This is a genomic window from Mycobacterium sp., assembly GCF_035697385.1.
Classification (GTDB): Bacteria; Actinomycetota; Actinomycetes; order Mycobacteriales; family Mycobacteriaceae; genus Mycobacterium.
This window is the reverse complement of the sequence record NZ_DASSCY010000139.1, coordinates 1-21,657: the sequence shown is the minus strand read 5'-3', so window position 1 is coordinate 21,657 and position 21,657 is coordinate 1. Positions and strand designations below refer to the sequence as shown.

Here is a 21,657-nt window from a genome sequence, read left to right as displayed (position 1 = left end):
GGGTGAGGCTTTGTTCGAGGACGAGCACAGTCGCGGGGTCGGCCCCCTTCTGCGGGCCGAACACCGTCGCCGCGCCCATCGGTCCGAGCAGCGGGTGCTCCACGTCGGTGGCGGCGATGAGCTCGACACCGGCCAGCAGCTTGCGCGCCGCGGCCAGCCCGCCGAGTTCGTCGACCAAGCCGCGGCCACCATCGGTGCAGCTGCTGCCGCCGAGGCCGACGACGATCCGCCCGGCTCCAGCCTCCAGAGCCGCGGCGACGAGCTGCCCAACTCCCCTGCTGTGCGCGGCCACCGCGGTGTGCACGGTCGGCGGTCCGCCCAATAACGCCAGCCCGCACGCCTGCGCGCATTCGATGTAGGCGGTGCCCGGTGCGGCGTCGTCGAGCACCCATTCCGCGGATACCTCGGCCGTGAGAGGTCCGCTCACCCGCAGCGTCCGCACGTCGCCGAGCCGGCTGGCCAGCACGCCGACGAACCCGGGTCCGCCGTCGGACTGCGGCGCCAGCGTCAGCGTGTCGTCGGGGCGGGCACGGCGCCACCCGGCGGCGATGGCCTCGGCGGCCTGTACTGCAGTGAGGCTGTCTCCAAATGAATCCGGGGCGATCAATACCCGCACGCCGCTCATCACAGCAGAGTATTGCGCGAATACCGCAGGTGCATGTCAGGCGCGGTGCCACCGGAAGTAACCTGGCAGGCGTGAATCTGCTGGGCCGCCGCAAAGACAACACCCCGTCCGACGACGCCGGTTCCGAGGACGCCCAAGATGCCCTCCAGACCGAGAGCAAGGATGCCCGCGCCACCGCCCCGAAGGGCAGGCCCACCCCGAAACGCAGCGAGGCCGCCGCCCGCAAACGCGGCCCTGTCGCGCCCGCTCCGATGACGGCCGCCGAGGCGCGTAGACGCCGCAAGGAACTCGGCCGTCCGAAGCTGTCCCGCGAGGAACGCAAGGCGGAGAAGCTCGAACGGCGTGCGGACATGTCCCAACGCCGCGAAAAGATGATGGCAGGCGAGGACGCCTACCTGCTGCCCCGCGACAAGGGCCCGGTGCGCCGGTTCGCCCGCGACGTGGTGGATTCGCGCCGCAACGTGCTCGGCCTGTTCATGCCTGCGGCGTTGGGCCTGATCTTCATCATGCTGGCGGTGCCGTCGGTTCAGGTGCAACGCCTGCTGTCCCCCGCCATGCTGGTGCTGGTGCTGATCATGGTGATCGACGGGGTCCTCGTCGGACGCAGGGTCAATCGGCTGGTCAACGAGAAGTTCCCCGACAACACCGAAAGTGGTTGGAAGTTGGGCTTTTACGCGGCCAGCCGCGCTTCACAGCTGCGCCGTATGCGTGCGCCGCGGCCGCAGGTCAACCGCGGCGACAAGATCACCTGAGCGGCGGTGCGCACCCTGGTGCTCGGTGGTATCCGGTCGGGCAAGTCGCAGTGGGCGGAAGCCGCGATCGCCGAGGGCGTGCCCGTGTGCTACTTGGCCACCGGCCCGGCATCCGGTGCTGATTCAGAGTGGTCTGCCCGCGTCGCCGCACACCGCGAACGCCGGCCATCGCACTGGGTGACAGTCGAAACCGTCGATGTGGCAACGCAATTGCGTTCGGACCCGGCGATGGCAACCCTCGTCGACGACGTCGGTGGCTGGCTGACCGCCACGATGGACCGGCGCGGCGCGTGGACCGGCGCCTCGGTGGGTGCTGATGTCGAGGATCTGCTCGACGCGGTTGCCGCCTTCGCCGCGCCGCTGGTGCTGGTCAGCCCCGAGGTCGGCCTGACGGTGGTGCCGCACACCGAATCGGGTCGCCGGTTCGCCGATGAGCTTGGCGCCCTCAACCAGCGGCTGGCCAACCTATGTGACCAGGTGGTGCTGGTGGTCGCGGGGCAGCCGATGACGGTCAAGGAGCCGGCGTGATCGACTTCGCAGCGATCGCGCCGCCTGACCCTGCAGCGGCGGCCGCGGCACGGGCCCGTCAGGACCGGTTGACCAAACCGCCCGGCGCGCTTGGCAGGCTCGAGGACCTGTCGGTATGGGTGGCCTCATGCCAAAGCACCTGTCCGCCTCGGCAATTCGAGCGTCCTCGGGTGGTGGTGTTCGCCGGGGATCACGGCGTCACCAGCGCAGGGGTGTCGGCTTACCCGGCGGAAGTCACCGCGCAGATGGTCGCCAACTTCGACGCAGGCGGGGCGGCGATCAACGTGCTGGCCGAGGCGGCCGGTGCCAGCGTGCGGGTGGTGGACATCGCGGTCGACACCGACGAGCCGTTGTCGCCGTCGATCGGCGCGCACAAAGTGCGCCGCGGCAGCGGCAACATCTCCGTCGAAGATGCGCTGTCCGCCGACGAGGTGGCCGCCGCGATCGAGGCGGGCCGCCGGATCGCCGACGAAGAGGTGGACTCCGGAGCGGACCTGCTGATCGCAGGCGACATGGGTATCGGAAACACCACGGCGGCAACCACTTTGATCGCGGCGCTGACCGACACCGAACCGGTCGCCATTGTCGGCAGGGGCACCGGCATCGACGACGCCGGCTGGGCCCGCAAGACCGCCGCAGTCCGCGACGCGCTGTACCGCGCCCGCGGGCTGTCGGCCGATCCGGTTGCGTTGCTGCGTATCTGCGGCGGCGCCGACGTCGCAGCGATCGCGGGGTTCTGCGCGCAAGCGGCGATGCGCCGCACGCCGTTACTGCTCGACGGCCTGGTGGTAACCGCCGCCGCGGTGGTGGCCGAGCGGCTCGCGCCGGGTGCACGGCTGTGGTGGCAGGCCGGTCACCGCTCCCCCGAGCCGGCCCACACCGTCGCGCTGCAGCGCCTTGAGCTGGAACCGATCGTCGATATGCGGATGCGGCTCGGCGAGGGCACCGGCGCAGCGGTCGCCCTGCCCATCGTGCGGGCGGCGGTGGCCACGCTGGCGTCGATGGCGACGTTCGACGAGGCCGGAATCACTGCGTGATCCGTTCGGTCGCGGGCGCTTTCGCGTTCGGCACCATCCTTCCGACACCGGCGCGGCACACCGGGCGCATCGGAAGGGGCGCGTTGACCGCACTGCCGTTGGTCGGCATCGCGCTCGGGGCGCTGGCGGCCGCCGTGCTGTGGGCGGGATCGGAGGCGTTCGGATCGGGCAGCGTGCTGTCCGGCGTGCTGGCGGTGGCGGTGCTGCTGATCGCGACCCGCGGCCTGCATATCGACGGGTTGTCCGACACGGCCGACGGGCTGGGCTGCTACGGCCCGCCGCAGCGCGCGCTGGAGGTGATGCGCGACGGAACGGCAGGACCGTTCGGGGTGGCGACGGTGGCGGTGACGATCCTGGCCCAGGCGCTGGCGTTTGCAGAGCTGAGCGCCGTCGCGGTCATCGTCGCGGTGGCCGCGGGGCGGGTGGCCGCGGTGCTTGCATGCCGCCGCTCGGTGCCCGCCGCGCCAGGCAGTTCACTGGGCGCGCTGGTGGCCGGCACGCAACCGGCAGCGGTCGGGCTGATCTGGGTCGTCGCTGTTGTCGGGCTGTCCGTACTCGCGTGCCCCCGTCCATGGCAGGGGCCGGTCGTCGTGTTGGTCGCGGTGGGGTGCGGAGCGGCGCTCGTCGCGCACTGCGTTCACCGGTTCGGCGGGGTGTCTGGTGACGTGCTCGGCGCCGCGATCGAGGTGACGACGACGGTGGCCGCGGTCGGATTGGCCGTCGGCGCCGCCTAGCCCGTCGCCAAGAATCTCCCAAGGATTCGCCAAGGGGCGGCTCGGATTCTTTCGGTACCCACACGGAACACCGTGACAACCGAAAGGAACCCCTCAATGTTCGTTCGCCGCGCCGCCACCTTCCTCGGCACCGCCGCTGCTGTCGCCGGCCTCGGCCTGGCCGCGCTCGGGTCGGCCGCCACCGCGGGGGCAAGCTCCGCTGACGACACCTTCATGGAGGTCATCGGCGACCACGGCATCGAACCGCCTTCGGCCGAGGAAGCGATCGGTCTCGCCCACGACGTGTGCAGTGTGCTCGACGACGGCGGCGACCTCGTCGACGCGGTTACCGCTGTCTCCAACTACACGGACCTGGACGACCGCGACTCGGCATACATCGTCGGCGCGTCGATCGGCACCTACTGCCCCGAGCACGAGGCGGTGATCGGCTAGGAGAGCCGTGCCATCCAGCCGTGCGTGTCGGCGAACGTGCCGCGCTGAATGCCCGTCAACGTGTCGCGCAATGCCATGGTGATCTCACCGGGTTCGCCGTCGGCGATCGTGAACTCGCCATCGGCGAACTTGACGTGTGACACAGGGGTGATGACGGCGGCCGTCCCGCAGGCGAACACCTCGGTGATCTCGCCGGCAGCCGCCTTCTTCTGCCACTCGTCTACGTCGATCTTGCGCTCTTCGATGGCGAAGCCGGCATCGGTTGCCAACTGCAGCAACGAATCCCGGGTGATGCCGGGCAGCAATGAACCGCTAAGTTCCGGGGTGACCAGCCGCGCCGTGCCACCGCTGCCGAACACGAAGAACAGGTTCATCCCGCCCATCTCTTCGACGTACCGACGTTCGACGGCATCCAGCCACACCACCTGATCGCAGCCGTTGTCGGCGGCCTGGGCCTGCGCAACCAAGGAGGCGGCGTAGTTGCCGCCGAACTTGGCTGCCCCGGTGCCGCCGGGACAGGCGCGCACATACTCGTGTGACAGCCACACGCTGACCGGCTTGATGCCGCGCGGGAAATACGCCCCCGCCGGCGAACCGATGACCAGGTAGCGGTACTCGGTGGCGGGGCGCACACCGAGACCGGGTTCGGTGGCGAAGATGTAGGGCCGCAGGTACAGCGACTCCTCACCGCCGGCAGGCGGAACCCATCGCTCGTCGACGGCGATCAGCTGGCGCAGAGATTCGATGAACACCTCTTCGGGCAGCTCCGGAATGGCCAGCCGCCGCGACGAGGACCGCAGCCGCCTGGCATTGGCCTCTGGGCGAAACGACACGATTGAGTTGTCGGCCCAGCGGTAGGCCTTCAGGCCTTCGAACACCTCTTGGGCGTAGTGCAGAACGATGGCCGACGGGTCGAGTTCGATGGGGCCGTACGGGATCACCCGCGCGTTGTGCCAGCCTTTTGACTCGGCGTAGTCGATCGACACCATGTGATCGGTGTGATAGCGGCCGAATCCGGGATTGGCCAGGATGCCAGCGCGTACCTCGTCGCTCGCCGGATCCGCGTTGCGATCGACGGTGAACTCGAGGCGGTCAGTCATGAGGCGATTGTATATCCGCTCGCTACCGGGTTTTTGCCTCGACAAACGGGGGTTTGACCACCTCGCACTCGAGTCCGCGGCCACGGACGTCGACCGAGACGCTCTGGCCGTCGGCGATATCGGCAGCCGCGTCGATCAGCGCCAGCGCGATACCGACTTTCAATGTCGGAGAGAAGGTTCCCGACGTCGTCACTCCGATCTCAGTGTCCCCGTCGAGCACCCTGAGGTCGGGCCGCAACACGCCCCGACCGAGCGCCTTCAGGCCGCGCAGAACGCGTTTGGGGCCGGTCTCCTTCTCGGCGAGCAGCGCTTCACGGCCCCAGAACGCGTCCTTTCGCCACCCGATGGCCCACCCGCAGCGCGCAGCAAGCGGCGAGATGTCGAGCGAGAGTTCGTGTCCGTGCAGCGGATAGCCCATTTCGGTGCGCAGCGTGTCGCGGGCGCCGAGCCCCGCGAGCTCGCCGCCTGCCGAACCGACGGCGTCGACGAGCGCGTCGAAGACGACGCCAGCCTGATCCCACGGCGGCAGCAACTCGTAGCCGTGCTCGCCGGTGTAGCCGGTGCGGCACACCCGCACCCCGACCCCGCTGAGTTCGGCGTCCACATATCCCATGTAGTCCATCTCGGTCGGCAGTCCCAGCCCACCGATGACATCGGCCGATCTGGGTCCCTGCACCGCCAGCACGGCATAGGAACGGTGCTCGTCGGTGATGGTCAGCCCGGCGGGCGCATGCTGTTGCAACGCAGCGACGACGGCTGCGGTATTGGCGGCGTTCGGCACCAGAAAGATCTCGTCGTCGGAGACGTAGTAGGCGATCAGATCGTCGATGACGCCGCCGGAATCGGTGCAGCACAACGTGTATTGCGCCTTGCCGGGACCGACGCGACGCAGATCGTTGGTCAGTGCGGAGTTGACGTAGTCGGCCGCGCCCGGTCCACGCACGAGCGCCTTGCCGAGGTGGCTGACGTCGAAGAGGCCGACGGTGGTGCGGGTCGCGGTGTGCTCGCTGATGGTGCCGGCGTACGACACCGGCATCAGCCAGCCACCGAATTCGGCGAAACTGGCGCCGAGTTCACGATGACGGTCCTCGAGGGGGCCGTGCAGGACTTCGCTCGCCTGGTTGTCGCTCACGGGAATCCACCCTAATCTGGGCGTTCACGCTGGCAGACTCGGGTGGTGGTCGATTTCGACGCGCTGGAGGCCGCCGGAATCGCCAACGCGCGGGCACGAGCGGCGTTGATCGAGTATCTGGACGACCTCGGGTTCTCTGCCGAGGAGATGATCGAGGCCGAGCGCCGCGGCCGGCTGTTCGGCCTCGCCGGCGACGTCCTGCTGTGGTCGGGCCGCCCGACCTTTAGCCTGCGCACCGCCGCGGAGACGCTCGGCATACCGGTCGAGGAGCTCGCTGCGGCATGGGCGACGCTCGGGCTGACCGTCGCCGATCCGGACCAGCCCGCGCTGAGCGACGCTGACGTCGACGGCCTGACCGGCTGGGTCGTGATGAGGTCCGTTGTGGGCGATGATGCGGCGCTCAGCTGGTTGCGGGTGCTCGGTGCGACGATGGCCCGCCTCGCTGAAGCCGGCTCGACGGCGATCCGCCTCGGCCAACCGGACATCCAGATGACGCACACCCAGGACGAACTCACCACCGCGCGGGCATACCGCGCCGTAGCGGAGTTCATTCCCCGCCTCGGGGTTCTGATGAACGCCGCGTATCGGCATCACATGATCAGCGCCAGAACGCACTTCGAGCACGTCATCCGCGACGCCTCGGCCAACGTCATATGTGGCGTCGGCTTCGCAGACCTGTCCGGGTTCACCACGCTCACACAGCAGCTGACCCCAGCGGAACTGTCCAGCCTGCTCGACGAGTTCAACACGACTGTGTCCAAAGTGGTGCACGCCGACGGTGGACGGGTGGTGAAGTTCATCGGCGATGAGGTGATGTGGGTGACGTCGACCCCTGAAGCACTGCTGAAAGTGGCTGTCGACCTGGTCGAACACCCTCGTGCGCTGGAGACCGGCATACAGGTCCGCGCGGGCCTTGGCTTCGGCCGGGTGCTGGCCATCGGCGGCGATTACTTCGGCAATCCGGTGAATCTCGCCGCCCGCCTGGTCGGGGCCGCAGCGCCCGGCCAGATCCTTGGCGCCGCCGATGTCCGCGATGAGCTGCCCGACCGGCCGGCGATCACACAGGAACCCTTGACACTCAAGGGTTTCGAGGCCCCGGTGCTGGCCTACGACCTGCACCTGCGCCGTTGACGGCTAGGGTGAACGCTCGTGAGCCCTGCAAACCCCGCCTACCAGCCCCCCGCCGTCGCCGTCGCCTCGTCACTGCCCAAGCGCAAGGTCGACTCGGCGGTGCTGATCGTGCCCGTGCTGAGCGGGCAGGACGAGGACGCGACGGCTGGTGCCGTTTCAGTCCTCACCAATTCCTTCCTGGACGCGAAGGCCGTCGGCGAGATCGAGGTCGCACTGAAGGCACTGGGCGCAAAGGGCGGCGAAGGGCAGCTCACCCGGGTGGTCGCACCGTCGCTGCCGGTGGGCAGCGTGCTTGCTGTCGGGCTTGGCAAGGACCGCGATAGCTGGCCTGCCGACGTGATCCGTCGCGCGGCGGGAGTGGCCGCACGCTCGCTCAACGGCACCGAGGCCGCGATCACCACGCTGTCGGAGCTCGACCTGACCGCGGCGATCGAGGGGCTGATCCTCGGCGCGTACCGCTTCACCGACTTCCGAAGCTCCAAGACCGCTCCCAAGGACGCGGGTCTGCGCGAGATCACCGTGTTGGCCGCCGACACCAAGCCCAAGACCAAGGCGGCCGCCGAGCGGGCAACGGCGATCGCGACCGCGGTGGCCACCGCCAGGGATCTGGTCAACACCCCGCCCAGTCATCTGTTTCCTGCCGAATTCGCCAAGCGCGCAAAGGCTTTAGGAGAAGCGGCGGGTCTTGACGTTGAGGTGCTCGACGACAAGGCGCTGGCGAAGGAAGGCTACGGCGGCGTCACCGGCGTCGGCAAGGGCTCGTCGCGCCCCCCGCGGCTGGTCCGGCTCACCCATCGCGGCGCAAAGAACAAAAAGGCCAAGAAGGTCGCACTGGTCGGCAAGGGCATCACATTCGACACCGGCGGCATCTCCATCAAGCCCGCGGCCAACATGCACCACATGACCTCCGACATGGGCGGAGCCGCCGCAGTCATCGCGACGGTGGTGCTTGCCGCCAAGCAGCAGCTACCGATCGACGTCGTGGCCACCGTGCCGATGGCCGAGAACATGCCCTCGTCGACCGCGCAGCGCCCCGGCGACGTGCTGACCCAGTACGGCGGCATCACCGTGGAGGTGCTCAACACCGATGCCGAGGGCAGGCTGATTCTGGCCGACGCGATCGTGCGGGCATGCGAGGACGAGCCCGATTATCTGATCGAGACGTCGACGCTCACCGGAGCACAGACCGTTGCGCTCGGCGCCCGCACGCCGGGCGTGATGGGCAGCGACGAATTCCGTGACCGAGTGGCCGAGATCTCGCAGGCGGTTGGCGAGAACGCCTGGCCGATGCCATTGCCGGAAGAACTCAAGGACGATCTCAAGTCCACGGTCGCCGATCTGGCCAACGTCAGCGGGTCGCGGTACGCCGGAATGCTGGTGGCGGGAACGTATCTGCGCGAGTTCGTCGCCGACGGTGTGGCGTGGGCGCACATCGACATCGCCGGGCCTGCCTATAACAGCGGTGGGCCGTGGGGCTACACGGGCAAGGGCGGCACCGGTGTGCCGACCCGCACCATGTTCGCGGTGCTCGAGGATATTGCCGCGAACGGCTAGTTACATCACGCTCGCACGCGCCGAACTGCGCATGGCCTGCGGCAGAAGGTGTGCGGCGACGTACACGAAATAGGCCTCCGGTGCGACGGGCCGGATCGGCTTGTTCTTCTTGACGGCCGACACGATCGCCTTCGCTACTTTCTCCGGGCCATAGCGGCGCGCGGCGAACAATTTCTCGATCTGCGCGCGACGCGCCTCGACGTTGGCCTGCTTTCCGGCAGGGACGTCGAATCTGGTGGTGTGCACGATGTTCGTGTCGATCACGCCGGGGCACACTGTGGTGAGTCCGACGCCTGCCTGGTCCAGTTCGGCCCGCAGGCAGTCGCCGAACATGAACACGGCGGCCTTGCTGGTGGAGTATGCGTTCATCGACTGCTGCGGCGAATACGCGGCCATCGATGCCACGTTGACGATGTGCCCGCCGGTGCCGCGATCGACGAGCCGACGGCCAAACGACCTGCAGCAGTTGACGACTCCGCCGAAGTTGATGTTGAGAACCCGATCGAATTCCTCGCGCGGCGTGTCGAGAAACAACCCTGCGTGACCCACTCCCGCGTTGTTCACGACGATGTCGGGCACGCCGTGATCGGCGCAGACCTGCTCGGCGAACCGCTCGACCGCGTCGGCGTCGGCGACGTCGAGGGTGTAGGCGTGGGCAACACCACCGCGGGCGGCGATCTGGGCGGCGGTCTCTTTCACGCTGGCCTCATCGATGTCGCTGACCACGATCTCGGCGCCCTCGCGAGCGAAGGCGAGCGCGGTTTCACGACCGATACCACTGCCCGCGCCGGTCACGGAAACCAGTGTGTCGCTGAAGTATTCGCGCGGACGTCCGACTTGTGCGCGCAACAGCGCCCGACTCGGCGCCTTGCCTTCGAGGAAGTCGACGAGTTCACCTACCGATCGCGCGAGAACTCCAGGATGGGAAAACGGCGACCAATGCCCGGCCGTGATGTCACGGCGCCACAGTCGTGCAACCCAGCGCGACTCGGAGTCGTAGGCGTATGGCATGACGACAGGATCCTTGGAGTTGACGACCAACTGCACGGGCACACTGACATAGTGATCGTTCCTGACCGCGGCGGCGGAACGTAAAGCGTTGGCGCGGTAGATCTTCAGTGAGTTGGCCGCGTCGGCATTGATGTCGCCATAGTGGATCTGGTCAGGGCGGGCGTCGCGGGCATTGGCGTGTTGGATCCGCCGCCCGAGGCCGGCGCGCATCGCTGCCGGTGTGAGCACGGGAATCGAGAACAAGGCCCAATAGGACAGCCGCAGCGCCAGGTTCAGCGCACGCAGGAACCGGACCGGCCGGTACGGCCTGGAAAGGCCCTCGCGGATAAGCGTCGCGTAGTGATCGGCACTCGGGCCCGATACCGAAGTGAACGACGCGACGCGATCGCTCGCCTGCGGGCGGGACACGTATTCCCAGACTCCGACCGAGCCCCAGTCGTGCGCCAGCACATGAACGGGTTCGCCCGGACTCAGCTCGCCGATGACCGCCGCGAAATCATCGGCGAACCGGCCCATCGTGTAGGCCTTTACGGGTTTGGGCACAGACGATGCGCCCGCACCCCGGTTGTCGTAAGTCACGATCCGGAATCGATCGGCGAGCAGCGCCACGACGCCGTCCCACATGACATGCGAGTTGGGCCAGCCGTGGACCAGCACCAGGGTGGGTCCGTCGGGGTTGCCTTGTTCGTAGACCGCGATCCGAACGCCGTCACTGCTGTCGACGAACCGCTCCATGACGCCTCCCCGCAAGTTGGTGGGAACGCCGGTACCGTATCAGCGTTGTTGTTTCTTCGCGCAAGCGCTCATCAGCGCCGCTCAGCGCTCCTCGAGCTCGTTACGGGCAGCGCGTCGGCGCTCGATCCGGCGGCGCTCGTCGTAGTCGCGCATCCGCTGGGGGTAGCCGACCTTCTGCACGTCGTAGACCGGGATCTTGAGCCGTTCGCTCAAACGCCGGGCACCGGAATCTCCCCCGGCCCTGCGCCGGGTCCACTCGCCGTCGGCAGCCACCAAAACGACCGTGACATCGGTGACGGTGGTCTTCGGTTCGACGAACGCCTCGACACCGTTGTGCTCGGTGACCCACTGGCGCAGATAGCGCAGATCGGCTGCTGGGTCGTGACCGTCGCCGCGCACCGACCGGCGTCCCCGAAACCTGTCGAACAGTCCCACCTGCGCCCTACTCCTTCCGGCGTCTACCTCCTTCGATAGTGCCAGAGCCGTGGGTGGGAAGGTCTGCGGCGAACTGTGCGGGCGGACGTGACAGGATAGGAACCGACATTCGACCACCTGCGACTGATCGTTCGAGGGAGTCCAAAAACATGGCCATCTCCGTTCAGATGCCCGCACTCGGCGAGAGCGTTACCGAGGGCACTGTCACCCGCTGGCTCAAGCAAGAGGGCGACACGGTGGAACAGGATGAGCCGTTACTCGAGGTCTCCACCGACAAGGTGGACACCGAGATCCCCTCGCCCGCTGCCGGTGTGCTGACCAAGATCGTCGCCCAGGAGGACGACACCGTTGAGGTCGGCGGCGAGTTGGCGGTGATCGGCGACGCCGGTGAAGCGCCCGAAGAAAAGCCAAAGGAAGAGCCCAAAGAAGAGAAGGCCGAGGAACCGGCCGAGCAGGAGGAACCTGCCGAAGAACCGGCGGCACAACCCGAACCGGCCGCCGAAGAGCAAGAAGAGCCGAAGCAGGAGCCGGCCGCGCAGTCGTCTGGCTCGGCGACCCCGGTGGTGATGCCCGAACTGGGTGAGTCGGTCACCGAAGGCACCGTGACCCGCTGGCTGAAGAACGTCGGCGACAAGGTCGAGGTCGACGAACCGCTCGTCGAGGTGTCCACCGACAAGGTCGACACCGAGATCCCCTCACCGGTGGCGGGCACGCTGCTGTCCATCACCGCCGAGGAAGACGACACCGTCGCCGTCGGCGGCGAACTGGCCAAGATCGGTGACGCCGGTGCGCAGGCCGAAGCGGAGCCCGCCCCGAAGCCGAAGCCCGAGGCCAAGCCCGAACCTGAGGCCAAGCCCGAACCGAAGGAAGAAGCCAAGCCGGAGCCCAAGCCCGAGGCGAAGCCCGAACCGAAGGCAGAGGCCAAGCCCGAGCCCAAACCCGAGCCGAAACCGGCCGCAGCCTCGCAGGCACCGTCGAGCAACGGTGGCCCGTACGTGACGCCACTGGTGCGAAAGCTGGCTGTCGAGAACGACATTGACCTTGCAACGCTGAAGGGCACCGGAGTCGGCGGCCGGATCCGCAAGCAGGATGTGCTGGCGGCCGCGGAAGCCAAGAAGGCCCCCGCCAAGCCAGAGCCGGCCCCCGAAGCACCCGCCAAGGCACCTGCCGCGGCGGCCCCGACGCCAGCACCGGCCCTGGCGCATCTGCGCGGCACCACTGCGAAGGCCAGCCGGATCCGTCAGATCACGGCGAAGAAGACGCGTGAATCTCTGCACACCACAGCGCAATTGACGCAAACCCACGAAGTCGACATGACGAAGATCGTGGCGTTGCGATCACGCGCGAAGAACGACTTCGCCGAACGTGAGGGCGTCAACCTGACGTATCTGCCGTTCATTGCTCGCGCGGTGATCGACGCGTTGAAGACCCACCCGAACGTCAACGCCAGTTACAACGAGGAAAGCAAGGAGATCACCTACTACGACGCCGAGCATCTGGGCTTCGCGGTCGACACGGAGCAGGGCTTGCTGTCGCCGGTGATCAAGAATGCCGGCAACCTTTCTCTTGGTGGCCTGGCGCGCGCTATCGCCGACATCGCCGGGCGGGCGCGGTCCGGTGACCTCAAGCCCGACGAACTGTCCGGCGGTACGTTCACGATCACCAACATCGGCAGCCAGGGCGCGCTGTTCGACACCCCGATCCTGGTTCCGCCGCAGGCGGCGATGCTGGGCACCGGCGCGATCGTCAAGCGCCCTCGGGTCATCGTCGACCAGTTCGGCAACGAGTCGATCGGCGTGCGCTCGATCTGCTACCTGCCGATGACGTACGACCACAGGCTGATCGACGGGGCGGACGCCGGACGTTTCCTGACGACCGTCAAACGCCGGTTGGAAGAAGGCGCGTTCGAGGCCGATCTGGGGTTGTGACGCCCTAGTGTCCAACGGAGCCGTCATCGCGGTAGCGGGGTCCTCCGGCCTGATCGGCTCGGCGTTGGCGTCAGCATTGCGGTCTGCCGACCACCGGGTGGTGCGGATCGTGCGCCGGCCACCGTCGAACGGCGACGAGGTGTTCTGGAATCCCGACGCCGGCGAATTCGATTCGTCAGCGCTGCACGGGGTGGACGCGGTGGTCAATCTCTGCGGAGTCAACGTCGGCGCCAAGCGGTGGTCTGGCGCGTTCAAGCAGAGCCTGCGCGACAGCCGCATCGGGCCCACCGAGGTGCTGTCCGCGGCGGTGGTCGAGGCCGGGGTACCGCTGCTGATCAACGCCAGCGCGGTCGGCTACTACGGCGACACCCGCGGCCGCACCGCCGACGAGACGACGCCCCCAGGCGAAGGCTTTCTGGCCCAGTTGTGCCAGGACTGGGAGGCGGCCACGGCACCCGCTTCGCTCGACGGTGCGCGGGTGGTGCTGGCGCGCACCGGCCTGGTGATCGCGCAGTCGGGCGGAATGCTCGCCCGCCTCAAGACACTGTTCTCATTCGGTCTCGGCGCGCGGTTGGGCAACGGCCGTCAGTACATTCCGTGGATCAGCCTCGAGGACGAGGTTCGGGCGCTGATGTTCGCCATCTCACACGACGAGCTGTCCGGGCCCGTCAACCTGACCGGGCCGGCACCGGTGACCAACGCCGAGTTCACCACCGCATTGGGACGGGCCGTGAACCGGCCGACACCGCTGATCGTGCCCGGCTTCGCGCTGCGCACCGTGCTCGGTGAGTTCGCCGAAGAAGGTCTGCTCGGTGGGCAGCGAGCCATCCCAGCGGCACTGGAGCGCTCCGGCTTTGCCTTCCACCACAACACGATCGGCGAGGCGCTGGCATACGCGACGGCTCCAAAGGACGAGTAGCGTCTTGGCCATGGCGGCATCAATCCGATCGGCGAGTGCGCCGATAGACGTCAGGCGGCTTGGCACCGTCGACTACGAGACAGCGTGGCAACTGCAGCGCGAGCTGGCCGACGCCCGTGTCGCGGGCGGTCCGGACACCATGCTGCTGCTGCAGCACCCCGCGGTTTACACGGCAGGGCGGCGCACGCTGCCCGAGGAACGGCCAGTCGATGGCACCCCGGTCGTCGACACCGACCGCGGCGGCAAGATCACCTGGCACGGACCGGGTCAGCTGGTCGGATATCCGATCATCGGGCTGGCCGAGCCGCTGGATGTGGTGAATTTCGTTCGGCGCCTTGAGGAATCGATGATCGCGGTGTGTGCGGGCCTCGGCCTCGAAACAGGTCGGGTCGAAGGTCGTTCCGGGGTGTGGGTGCCAGCGGACGCGGCACGGCCGGCCCGCAAGGTCGGCGCGATCGGCATCAGGGTGGCGCGCGCCACAACGCTGCACGGGTTCGCACTGAATTGCGATTGCGACCTGAGCGCGTACTCCTCGATCGTGCCGTGCGGTATCGCGGACGCCGGCGTGACGTCGTTGTCCGCCGAACTGGGCCGCCGGGTCGGCGTGGAGGACGTCATCGATCGGGTCGCCGATGCCATGTGTGACGCGCTCGACAGCCGCTTATCGGTAGAATTGACACAGTGACGATCGCACCGGACGGCCGCAAGCTGCTGCGACTCGAGGTCCGCAACGCCGAGACGCCGATCGAGCGCAAGCCGCCGTGGATCAAGACCCGCGCCAAGATGGGTCCGGAATACAAGGAACTCAAGGCGCTGGTTCGTCGTGAGGGCCTGCATACCGTCTGCGAAGAGGCGGGCTGCCCCAACATCTTCGAATGCTGGGAAGACCGCGAGGCCACCTTCCTTATCGGCGGCGAACAGTGCACGCGTCGCTGCGACTTCTGCCAGATCGACACGGGTAAGCCCGCCGAACTCGACCGCGACGAGCCGCGGCGTGTCGCGGAGAGCGTGGCTGCGATGGGGCTGCGCTACTCGACCGTCACCGGGGTGGCACGCGATGACCTGCCAGACGGCGGTGCATGGCTGTATGCCGAGACCGTGCGCCAGATAAAGCAGCTCAACCCGAACACCGGGGTGGAGTTGCTGATTCCGGACTTCAACGGCGAGCCGGCACCGCTCGAGCAGGTTTTCCAATCGCGTCCAGAAGTGTTGGCGCACAACGTCGAAACCGTTCCGCGGATCTTCAAGCGCATCCGTCCCGCATTTCGCTACGAACGCAGCCTCGATGTGCTGACAGCGGCGCGCGATTATGGGCTGATCACCAAGTCGAACCTGATCCTCGGCATGGGTGAGACCCCCGATGAGGTGCGCACCGCACTGACCGACCTGTACAACGCCGGCTGCGACATCGTCACCATCACCCAATACCTGCGGCCCTCCGTGCGCCACCACCCGGTGGAGCGCTGGGTCAAGCCCGAGGAGTTCGTCGAACACGAGCGGTTCGCGCAGGCGCTCGGCTTCGCCGGAGTGCTGGCTGGGCCGCTGGTGCGCTCCTCGTATCGGGCGGGCAAGCTGTATGCGCAGGCAGTCGGCTCGCGGCCTGCCGGAGCCGCAGCGGCGGCGACATCAGACTCCGTATCCTGAGCTAATGGCGAAATCCCAGAACCCCGCTGCCACCAAGGCCGCCAAGGCTGAGGCCAAGGCCTCCCGCAAGGCGGCCTCCAAGCAGCGGCGCAGCCAGCTGTGGCAGGCATTTCAGATTCAGCGCAAAGAGGACAAGCGTCTGCTGCCGTACATGATCGGCGCGTTCGTGCTGATCGTTGGGGCTTCAGTCGCTTCGGGCGTATGGGTAGGCGGATTCACCGCGTACATGATGATCCCGCTAGGCGTCGTGCTCGGCGCTCTGGTGGCCTTCATCATCTTTGGCAGGCGCGCGCAGAAGTCGGTGTATCGCAAGGCCGAGGGGCAGACCGGCGCTGCGGCGTGGGCCTTGGACAACTTGCGGGGCAAGTGGCGGGTCACGCCCGGCGTCGCCGCCACCGGCCATTTCGACGCGGTCCATCGAGTGATCGGGCGGCCCGGAGTGATCCTTGTCGGCGAGGGCGCATCGACTCGCGTCAAACCGCTGCTCGCCCAGGAAAAGAAGCGCACCGCCCGGCTCGTCGGCGACATTCCGATCTACGACATCGTGATCGGCAACGGCGAGGGCGAGGTCCCGCTGTCCAAGCTGGAACGCCACCTGAACAAGCTTCCCGCCAACATCACCGTCAAGCAGATGGACTCACTGGAGTCCCGGCTTGCCGCACTCGGAACCAAGGTCGGCCCTGCGGCGATGCCCAAGGGGCCGCTGCCCACACAGGCCAAGATGCGTGGGGTGCAGCGCACGGTCCGGCGGCGATGAGCGCTTGCGCGAAGAGCATCGAGCGCCGATGAGCGCCTGCGCGAAGAGCATCGAGGAGCGCTAGTTAGCGCCTGACCACCGCGGTATTCGTCAGCCGATCCTGCACACCGCGCAGATCGCTATCGGTGATCAGCGCCGGGATGACCAGCGCGATCAGCACGCCGCGCACGATCGCCCGGCCAAACCCCACGTGCTGGCGGCCGTCGACCGGCACGACGATGAGCCCGAGCGCGTATTGACCCGGCGTGAAGCCGAACAGCCGCACCGATACCGCGCCGAGCGCAAGCCAGATCACCAGCACGGCCGTGGACAGGGTCGTCATCGAGACGATGCCGACAGTCATCGCCAGGGCCGCCAACCCGTAGGCGATCAGCCAGTCGGCGAAGAGTGCCGCGATCCGGCGGCCCATGCGGGCCAGGGACCGGGGCCCGCTCTGCGGCAAACCAAGGCGCTCGCCGGGATAGTCGTTGGGTCCCAGGCCGCTTTCGGGTTCGGGACCCGACAGCCAGGACCCCATAGTGCGGGCCATACTGTCAGGATAAGCGGGGCCGTTGCGGCCCCACCGGCCGCCGCTGCAGCGAGATTGCGTAACTTCAGCGCAACATGTGGTTGACGGCCGTGCAACATCGTGTCCATACCGTCAACGCGCGGGTTTACCAGATATAAGGAGAGAACGCAGTGGCAGAAAAGACGGCCGACGACATCATCAAGCAGATCAAGGACGAAGAAGTCGAGTACGTCGACATTCGCTTCTGCGATCTGCCCGGCGTCGTCCAGCACTTCTCGATCCCGGCTTCTGTCTTCGACGAGAGCGTCTTCGAGGACGGCCTGGCCTTCGACGGTTCGTCGGTGCGCGGCTTCCAGTCGATCCACGAGTCGGACATGATGCTGCTGCCCGATCCCGACACCGCGCGCATCGATCCGTTCCGCGCCGCCAAGACGCTGAACCTCAACTTCTTCGTGCACGACCCGTTCACCCGCGAGGCCTACTCCCGTGACCCGCGCAACGTGGCCCGCAAGGCGGAGAACTACCTGGCCAGCACCGGCATCGCGGACACCGCCTTCTTCGGCGCGGAGGCCGAGTTCTACATCTTCGACTCGGTGTCCTTCGACTCGAGGATCAACGGCACCTTCTACGAAATCGACTCCGAGGCCGGCTGGTGGAACACCGGCGAGCCGGTGGAGGCCGACGGCAGCCCCAACCGCGGCTACAAGGTTCGCCCCAAGGGTGGTTACTTCCCCGTCGCGCCCTATGACCACTTCGTCGACCTGCGCGACCAGATGTGCACCAACCTGCAGAACGCCGGCTTCACGCTTGAGCGCGGTCACCACGAGGTGGGCACCGCCGGGCAGGCCGAGATCAACTACAAGTTCAACACCTTGCTGCATGCGGCCGACGACTTGGTGCTGTTCAAGTACATCATCAAGAACACCGCGTGGCAGGCGGGCAAGACGGTCACCTTCATGCCCAAGCCGCTGTTCGGCGACAACGGTTCCGGCATGCACGCCCACCAGTCGCTGTGGAAGGACGGCAACCCGCTGTTCCACGACGAGTCGGGCTACGCCGGTCTGTCGGACACCGCTCGCCATTACATCGGGGGGCTCCTGCACCACGCCCCGTCGCTGCTGGCGTTCACCAACCCGACGGTGAACTCGTACAAGCGCCTGGTGCCGGGCTACGAGGCCCCGATCAACCTGGTGTACAGCCAGCGCAACCGCTCCGCCTGCGTGCGTATCCCGATCACCGGCAACAACCCGAAGGCCAAGCGCCTCGAATTCCGTTGCCCGGACAGCTCGGGCAACCCCTACCTGGCGTTCGCGGCCATGATGATGGCCGGTCTCGACGGCATCAAGAAGAAGATCGAGCCCCAGGCCCCGGTCGACAAGGACCTCTACGAGCTGCCTCCGGAGGAGGCCGCCAACATCCCGCAGGCACCGACCTCGCTGTCCGCGGTGATCGACCGGCTCGAGGAGGATCACGAATACCTCACCGAGGGTGGGGTTTTCACCGAGGACCTGATCGAGACCTGGATCTCCTACAAGCGGGAGAACGAGATCCTGCCGGTGCAAATCCGGCCGCACCCGTATGAGGTCGCGCTCTACTTCGACGTGTAGGCAACAGTCGATCAATCGGGCCGGGCGGACAACCTTCGCCCGGCCCGATTGCACGTTAGGGTCAGCTCATGACGACCAGATTGGATGCACGTCTCGCGAGCTACAACTCTCCCGTCTTGAGTATTTTCCGGATCGTTTTCGGCCTGCTGTTCACACTGCACGGCTCGATGAAGCTCTTCGGCTGGCCTCTCGGGGCCTCCATTCCTGTCGGCACATGGCCGGCCTGGTGGGCCGGCCTCATTGAGTTCGTCGCCGGTCTGCTGATCACCGTTGGACTGTTCACCCGTATTGCGGCCTTCATCACCTCCGGTGAGATGGCTTTCGCGTACTTCTATCAGCACTGGCCGCCGCTGGGTGGGGGCCCGTCCGCGAGCTTCTGGCCGTTCGATGCACAACTGGGCGGCAATGGCGGTGAGTTGGCGATCATGTTCTGCTTCGCGTTCCTGCTGCTCGCCACCACCGGCGCGGGAACGTGGTCCATCGACGGCCGAAGGCGACCGGTGACAGCCGGTGCGCCTCGCCGACGCTTCGGCCGGCGATAGGAGGTCAGGCCATGAACAGGGTCCTCCTTGCGACAGCGCTGACGCTGGGCCTGCTGATGAGCATGGCCGTGCCGGCCACCGCCGAGCCGCAGGCCGCGCGCCTCGTCGTCATCACCACCGGCGGAACCATCGCGACCAGCACCGACCCGAGTGGCGTGCGGCGGCCCACGGTGGGCGGCGCAGAGCTGGCCGCCGGCCTGGATGTCGAGGTCGTGGACTTGATGAAAAAGGACAGCTCTCAGCTGACGCCGGCCGACTGGGACGCCATCAGATCTGCCGTCGGCAACGCTGTGGCGGGCGGGGCCGACGGTGTGGTGATCACCCACGGCACCGACACCATGGAAGAAACCGCGATGTGGCTGGACGTCACGTACAACGGGTCCCCGCCGGTCGTTCTGACAGGAGCTCAGCGCAGTTCGGATGCGCCCGATGCCGACGGCCCGACGAATCTGCGTGACGCTTTGACGACGGCGGCCAGCCCGGCAGCACGCAACCAAGGCGCGTTGATCATGTTCGCCGGCAACGTATTTCCGGCGTTGGGCACACGCAAGCTCGACACCCAGAGCCTGTCCCCGTTCGGCGGCCCGGCTCCGGTGGGCACCGTCGCCAACGGGAATTTCACCCTGAACTATCCCGCGCCGCGGCCGTATATCGCCGACGTCTCCGCCGGCTCGGCGCCGCGCGTCGACACCATCGCGCTCTATCCCGGTGACAACGGTTCCGCACTCGACTCCGCGGTGGCCGCCGGGGCGCGTGGTCTTGTGCTCGAGTCGCTGGGATCAGGCAACGCCGGTACGGGCATCGTCGACGCGGTGCGCCGCCATGAGGCGGCGGGCGTTCAGGTGGCCATCTCGACCCGCGTGCCCACCGGTCCGGTCATCGCGGAATACGGTCCCGGCGACGACATGGTGAAGGCCGGTGCTGTGATGGTGCCGAATCTGCGGGCGAGCCAGGCGCGTGTGCTGATGATGGCGGCGATGGCCGCCGGCGTTCCTGTCGAGGACGCCATCAACCGCTGGGGCTGACGCCAGTCACCGCAAGCTTCTTTGCGGAACTTGCGCACCCCTTCACTCTTCTCGGTGGTCGGTGCGCGCCGTCCAACGCGCGGTCTTTGCTGAAATCGCGTTTGTCGTCAAATTCCGCCTGCGACAGCCTCAGCTAAGGTCGACAGCGATCCCGCCACCCTGTCTAGCAAATATAGGGTTTCACCCGATTCCTCGCTGACGTTTTAGTCAATAGGGTCAGATGATCAGCTGAGCTTTGGTCGGGGGCACGAAAATGGGGTACGCAAAATACATCGGACACGTCGGAGCACTGGCAGTGGCACTGGGTGTCGGAGCTTCGGTAGCCACGGTGCCCGGGATCGCGGTCGCAGACGATTCCGGGACGACCTCGTCGCCGAACGACTCCTCGTCAGCTGGTTTGCCGAATTCGCCCGGAGCAAACGAGACCGGAGCGAGTCCGGCGAACTCGTCGAACCCTGATACGACGAACCCGTCTTCGACCTCCGAGGGGACGGAGACGGGATCCGGTGAGGACACCGATCAGGACACCCCCGACGAGGTAGAAGAGGCCGACCCCAGTCCGGAACCCACTGCCGAGCCGTCGGCAACCGCGACGCCCACACCTACCTCGAATCCGACCCCAACTACCGCCAAGCGCGATGCCGACGTGTCCGAGCGCGGGTCGAAGCCCACGGAGAAGCCGACTGCGACAAGCACGAATACCGTTGTGCGGCCGCGTACGGTCGCGTCGGATCCGCTCAAGCCTGTGCGTGTAAGTTCCCCGCCCGTCTCGAGCACCGCAAGTTCGGCGGCCTCCACTGCTTCCCCTGATTCGTCGTCGACTCCGAACCCCGTCGTCGTAAACGTGGACAGCATGGCAACCGTTGCCGAGACCTCTACTGCCCCGGCGACGGAGGTCGCTACCCCCACACCGGCCCGCGTGCTCGTCGGCATGTTGGGCTGGGTTGGGCTGAGTCCATATGCCGGCGATTCACCGACCGTGCCAGGTAGCCCGGCGCAGCTGCTGGAGCTGGCCTGGACGGCGTTGCGACGCAACAGCTTGGGGTCAGAATCAGCCCCGACCGCGCGCACCGCACAGACTCAGGACACCAGCCTGGTCGCCGCGGCGACGGGGCTGGTCGTGGAAACGGTGAACACCACGCTCGCTTTGGCGGCTGCCTTGGTCAACAGTGACCCACAAGTGCAGTCGGTGACTGTGGGTACCCCCGCGGTCTCCGATGGTGTAGTCCTGGTGGTGGTCAATGCCACTGATCCCGATGGGAATTCACTGTCGTATCAGGCGAGTACACCGGCCAAGGGTTCGGTCACGATGACCGCACCGGGTCAGTTCACCTACACCCCCACCTATGCTGCCCGTCACGCCGCGACAGCCACCAACGCCACCGTCGCGGATCGGCAGGACACGTTTACCGTCACGATTTCTGACGGGCTAGGCGGACAAACCACCACCACCGTGACGGTGTCGTTGGCCTCGTCGCCGACGCCAACGGTAGGCACCGTTGGGGTGGGGTCTGCGCCGAC

General features: G+C 67.2%; 23 protein-coding genes. 16 read left to right on the top strand and 7 right to left on the bottom strand.

Annotation, left to right across the window (positions count from 1 at the left end; translation table 11 throughout):
- Positions 1 to 625, bottom strand: a 625-nt coding sequence (locus VFH65_RS11910) for a glycerate kinase (protein ID WP_353321673.1), incomplete at its 3' end; no start/stop codon positions are given.
- Between the two features lie 71 nt (positions 626 to 696).
- On the opposite strand from VFH65_RS11910, the gene VFH65_RS11905 reads away from it, so the two are divergent.
- The 5 genes from VFH65_RS11905 to VFH65_RS11885 all read left to right on the top strand — a co-directional run bounded on the left by VFH65_RS11905 (position 697) and on the right by VFH65_RS11885 (position 4,108).
- Positions 697 to 1,377 (top strand): DUF3043 domain-containing protein, encoded by a 681-nt coding sequence (locus tag VFH65_RS11905; protein ID WP_353321671.1) that lies wholly within the window; start codon positions 697 to 699, stop codon positions 1,375 to 1,377.
- A gap of 6 nt (positions 1,378 to 1,383) precedes the next feature.
- Positions 1,384 to 1,905, top strand: a complete 522-nt coding sequence (cobU, locus tag VFH65_RS11900) for a bifunctional adenosylcobinamide kinase/adenosylcobinamide-phosphate guanylyltransferase (RefSeq protein ID WP_353321670.1) — start codon at positions 1,384 to 1,386, stop codon at positions 1,903 to 1,905.
- The gene (gene cobT, locus VFH65_RS11895) at positions 1,902 to 2,942 is read left to right on the top strand and encodes a nicotinate-nucleotide--dimethylbenzimidazole phosphoribosyltransferase (protein WP_353321669.1); all 1,041 of its coding nucleotides are present in this window, start codon (positions 1,902 to 1,904) and stop codon (positions 2,940 to 2,942) included. Before cobU ends, cobT begins: the two co-directional genes overlap by 4 nt.
- On the top strand, positions 2,939 to 3,676 hold the full coding sequence (locus VFH65_RS11890; RefSeq protein ID WP_353321668.1) for an adenosylcobinamide-GDP ribazoletransferase: 738 nt from the start codon (positions 2,939 to 2,941) through the stop codon (positions 3,674 to 3,676). The genes cobT and VFH65_RS11890 overlap by 4 nt, the downstream gene beginning before the upstream one ends.
- 96 nt (positions 3,677 to 3,772) lie before the next feature.
- On the top strand, positions 3,773 to 4,108 hold the full coding sequence (locus VFH65_RS11885; protein ID WP_353321667.1) for a DUF732 domain-containing protein: 336 nt from the start codon (positions 3,773 to 3,775) through the stop codon (positions 4,106 to 4,108).
- Here the strand turns inward: VFH65_RS11885 and VFH65_RS11880 are convergent.
- On the bottom strand, positions 4,105 to 5,208 hold the full coding sequence (locus VFH65_RS11880; RefSeq protein ID WP_353321666.1) for a branched-chain amino acid aminotransferase: 1,104 nt from the start codon (positions 5,206 to 5,208) through the stop codon (positions 4,105 to 4,107). The two genes, VFH65_RS11885 and VFH65_RS11880, sit on opposite strands and share 4 nt — an antisense overlap.
- A gap of 22 nt (positions 5,209 to 5,230) precedes the next feature.
- Complete coding sequence (gcvT, locus tag VFH65_RS11875; RefSeq protein WP_353321664.1) at positions 5,231 to 6,340, bottom strand: glycine cleavage system aminomethyltransferase GcvT; 1,110 nt, start codon at positions 6,338 to 6,340, stop codon at positions 5,231 to 5,233.
- A gap of 45 nt (positions 6,341 to 6,385) precedes the next feature.
- Between gcvT and VFH65_RS11870 the strand changes: the two genes are divergently transcribed.
- A complete protein-coding gene (locus VFH65_RS11870) occupies positions 6,386 to 7,471 on the top strand; it encodes an adenylate/guanylate cyclase domain-containing protein (RefSeq protein WP_353321663.1) in 1,086 nt (361 codons plus the stop codon).
- 18 nt (positions 7,472 to 7,489) lie between these two features.
- On the top strand, positions 7,490 to 9,025 hold the full coding sequence (locus VFH65_RS11865) for a leucyl aminopeptidase (RefSeq protein WP_353321661.1): 1,536 nt from the start codon (positions 7,490 to 7,492) through the stop codon (positions 9,023 to 9,025).
- Here VFH65_RS11865 and VFH65_RS11860 read toward each other — a convergent pair whose 3' ends face one another.
- Together VFH65_RS11860 and VFH65_RS11855 are read right to left on the bottom strand one after the other, a co-directional pair.
- Complete coding sequence (locus VFH65_RS11860) at positions 9,026 to 10,771, bottom strand: SDR family oxidoreductase (RefSeq protein ID WP_353321659.1); 1,746 nt, start codon at positions 10,769 to 10,771, stop codon at positions 9,026 to 9,028. It abuts the gene before it with no gap.
- A gap of 81 nt (positions 10,772 to 10,852) precedes the next feature.
- Positions 10,853 to 11,206 (bottom strand): oxidoreductase, encoded by a 354-nt coding sequence (locus VFH65_RS11855; protein WP_353321658.1) that lies wholly within the window; start codon positions 11,204 to 11,206, stop codon positions 10,853 to 10,855.
- Between the two features lie 149 nt (positions 11,207 to 11,355).
- Between VFH65_RS11855 and sucB the strand changes: the two genes are divergently transcribed.
- Genes sucB through VFH65_RS11830 form a run of 5 tightly spaced genes read left to right on the top strand, consistent with a single transcriptional unit; the run spans position 11,356 to position 16,454 of the window.
- Positions 11,356 to 13,134 carry a 2-oxoglutarate dehydrogenase, E2 component, dihydrolipoamide succinyltransferase gene (gene sucB / locus VFH65_RS11850; RefSeq protein ID WP_353321656.1) on the top strand — a complete coding sequence of 593 codons (1,779 nt, stop codon included), beginning with the start codon at positions 11,356 to 11,358 and terminating at the stop codon, positions 13,132 to 13,134.
- A 7-nt stretch (positions 13,135 to 13,141) separates the two neighbouring features.
- Positions 13,142 to 14,053: a TIGR01777 family oxidoreductase gene (locus VFH65_RS11845; RefSeq protein WP_353321655.1), complete on the top strand. Its 912-nt coding sequence runs from the start codon at positions 13,142 to 13,144 to the stop codon at positions 14,051 to 14,053.
- 10 nt (positions 14,054 to 14,063) lie between these two features.
- The gene (lipB, locus tag VFH65_RS11840; protein WP_353321653.1) at positions 14,064 to 14,738 is read left to right on the top strand and encodes a lipoyl(octanoyl) transferase LipB; all 675 of its coding nucleotides are present in this window, start codon (positions 14,064 to 14,066) and stop codon (positions 14,736 to 14,738) included.
- Positions 14,735 to 15,697, top strand: coding sequence for a lipoyl synthase (gene lipA, locus VFH65_RS11835; RefSeq protein ID WP_353321652.1), 963 nt, complete (start codon positions 14,735 to 14,737; stop codon positions 15,695 to 15,697). The genes lipB and lipA overlap by 4 nt, the downstream gene beginning before the upstream one ends.
- Before the next feature lie 4 nt (positions 15,698 to 15,701).
- Positions 15,702 to 16,454: a DUF4191 domain-containing protein gene (locus VFH65_RS11830; RefSeq protein WP_353321651.1), complete on the top strand. Its 753-nt coding sequence runs from the start codon at positions 15,702 to 15,704 to the stop codon at positions 16,452 to 16,454.
- A 64-nt stretch (positions 16,455 to 16,518) separates the two neighbouring features.
- Here VFH65_RS11830 and VFH65_RS11825 read toward each other — a convergent pair whose 3' ends face one another.
- Positions 16,519 to 16,983, bottom strand: coding sequence for an RDD family protein (locus tag VFH65_RS11825; protein ID WP_353321649.1), 465 nt, complete (start codon positions 16,981 to 16,983; stop codon positions 16,519 to 16,521).
- A 149-nt stretch (positions 16,984 to 17,132) separates the two neighbouring features.
- Here VFH65_RS11825 and glnA point away from each other — a divergent pair, with 149 nt between their 5' ends.
- The 3 genes from glnA (at position 17,133) to VFH65_RS11810 (ending at position 20,136) form a co-directional block, all read left to right on the top strand.
- A complete protein-coding gene (glnA, locus tag VFH65_RS11820; protein WP_353321647.1) occupies positions 17,133 to 18,569 on the top strand; it encodes a type I glutamate--ammonia ligase in 1,437 nt (478 codons plus the stop codon).
- A 68-nt stretch (positions 18,570 to 18,637) separates the two neighbouring features.
- On the top strand, positions 18,638 to 19,111 hold the full coding sequence (locus VFH65_RS11815; protein WP_353321646.1) for a DoxX family protein: 474 nt from the start codon (positions 18,638 to 18,640) through the stop codon (positions 19,109 to 19,111).
- A gap of 62 nt (positions 19,112 to 19,173) precedes the next feature.
- Positions 19,174 to 20,136 (top strand): asparaginase, encoded by a 963-nt coding sequence (locus tag VFH65_RS11810; protein ID WP_353321674.1) that lies wholly within the window; start codon positions 19,174 to 19,176, stop codon positions 20,134 to 20,136.
- A 519-nt stretch (positions 20,137 to 20,655) separates the two neighbouring features.
- Here the strand turns inward: VFH65_RS11810 and VFH65_RS11805 are convergent.
- Positions 20,656 to 20,991: a hypothetical protein gene (locus VFH65_RS11805; protein WP_353321645.1), complete on the bottom strand. Its 336-nt coding sequence runs from the start codon at positions 20,989 to 20,991 to the stop codon at positions 20,656 to 20,658.
- Between VFH65_RS11805 and VFH65_RS11800 the strand changes: the two genes are divergently transcribed.
- Positions 20,990 to 21,657: Ig-like domain-containing protein (locus tag VFH65_RS11800; RefSeq protein ID WP_353321643.1), on the top strand; the 668-nt coding region annotated here is incomplete at its 3' end. The two genes, VFH65_RS11805 and VFH65_RS11800, sit on opposite strands and share 2 nt — an antisense overlap.

Bases quoted from the DNA above. Each gene is read 5' to 3' on its own strand.
- VFH65_RS11860 (WP_353321659.1), bottom strand. From the start codon at position 10,771: ATGGAGCGGTTCGTCGACAGCAGTGACGGCGTTCGGATCGCGGTCTAC.
- VFH65_RS11880 (WP_353321666.1), bottom strand. From the start codon at position 5,208: ATGACTGACCGCCTCGAGTTCACCGTCGATCGCAACGCGGATCCGGCG.
- VFH65_RS11815 (WP_353321646.1), top strand. From the start codon at position 18,638: ATGACGACCAGATTGGATGCACGTCTCGCGAGCTACAACTCTCCCGTC.
- VFH65_RS11885 (WP_353321667.1), top strand. From the start codon at position 3,773: ATGTTCGTTCGCCGCGCCGCCACCTTCCTCGGCACCGCCGCTGCTGTC.
- VFH65_RS11805 (WP_353321645.1), bottom strand. From the start codon at position 20,991: ATGCTGTCCACGTTTACGACGACGGGGTTCGGAGTCGACGACGAATCA.
- VFH65_RS11830 (WP_353321651.1), top strand. From the start codon at position 15,702: ATGGCGAAATCCCAGAACCCCGCTGCCACCAAGGCCGCCAAGGCTGAG.
- sucB (WP_353321656.1), top strand. From the start codon at position 11,356: ATGGCCATCTCCGTTCAGATGCCCGCACTCGGCGAGAGCGTTACCGAG.
- VFH65_RS11810 (WP_353321674.1), top strand. From the start codon at position 19,174: ATGGCCGTGCCGGCCACCGCCGAGCCGCAGGCCGCGCGCCTCGTCGTC.
- lipB (WP_353321653.1), top strand. From the start codon at position 14,064: ATGGCGGCATCAATCCGATCGGCGAGTGCGCCGATAGACGTCAGGCGG.
- VFH65_RS11825 (WP_353321649.1), bottom strand. From the start codon at position 16,983: ATGGCCCGCACTATGGGGTCCTGGCTGTCGGGTCCCGAACCCGAAAGC.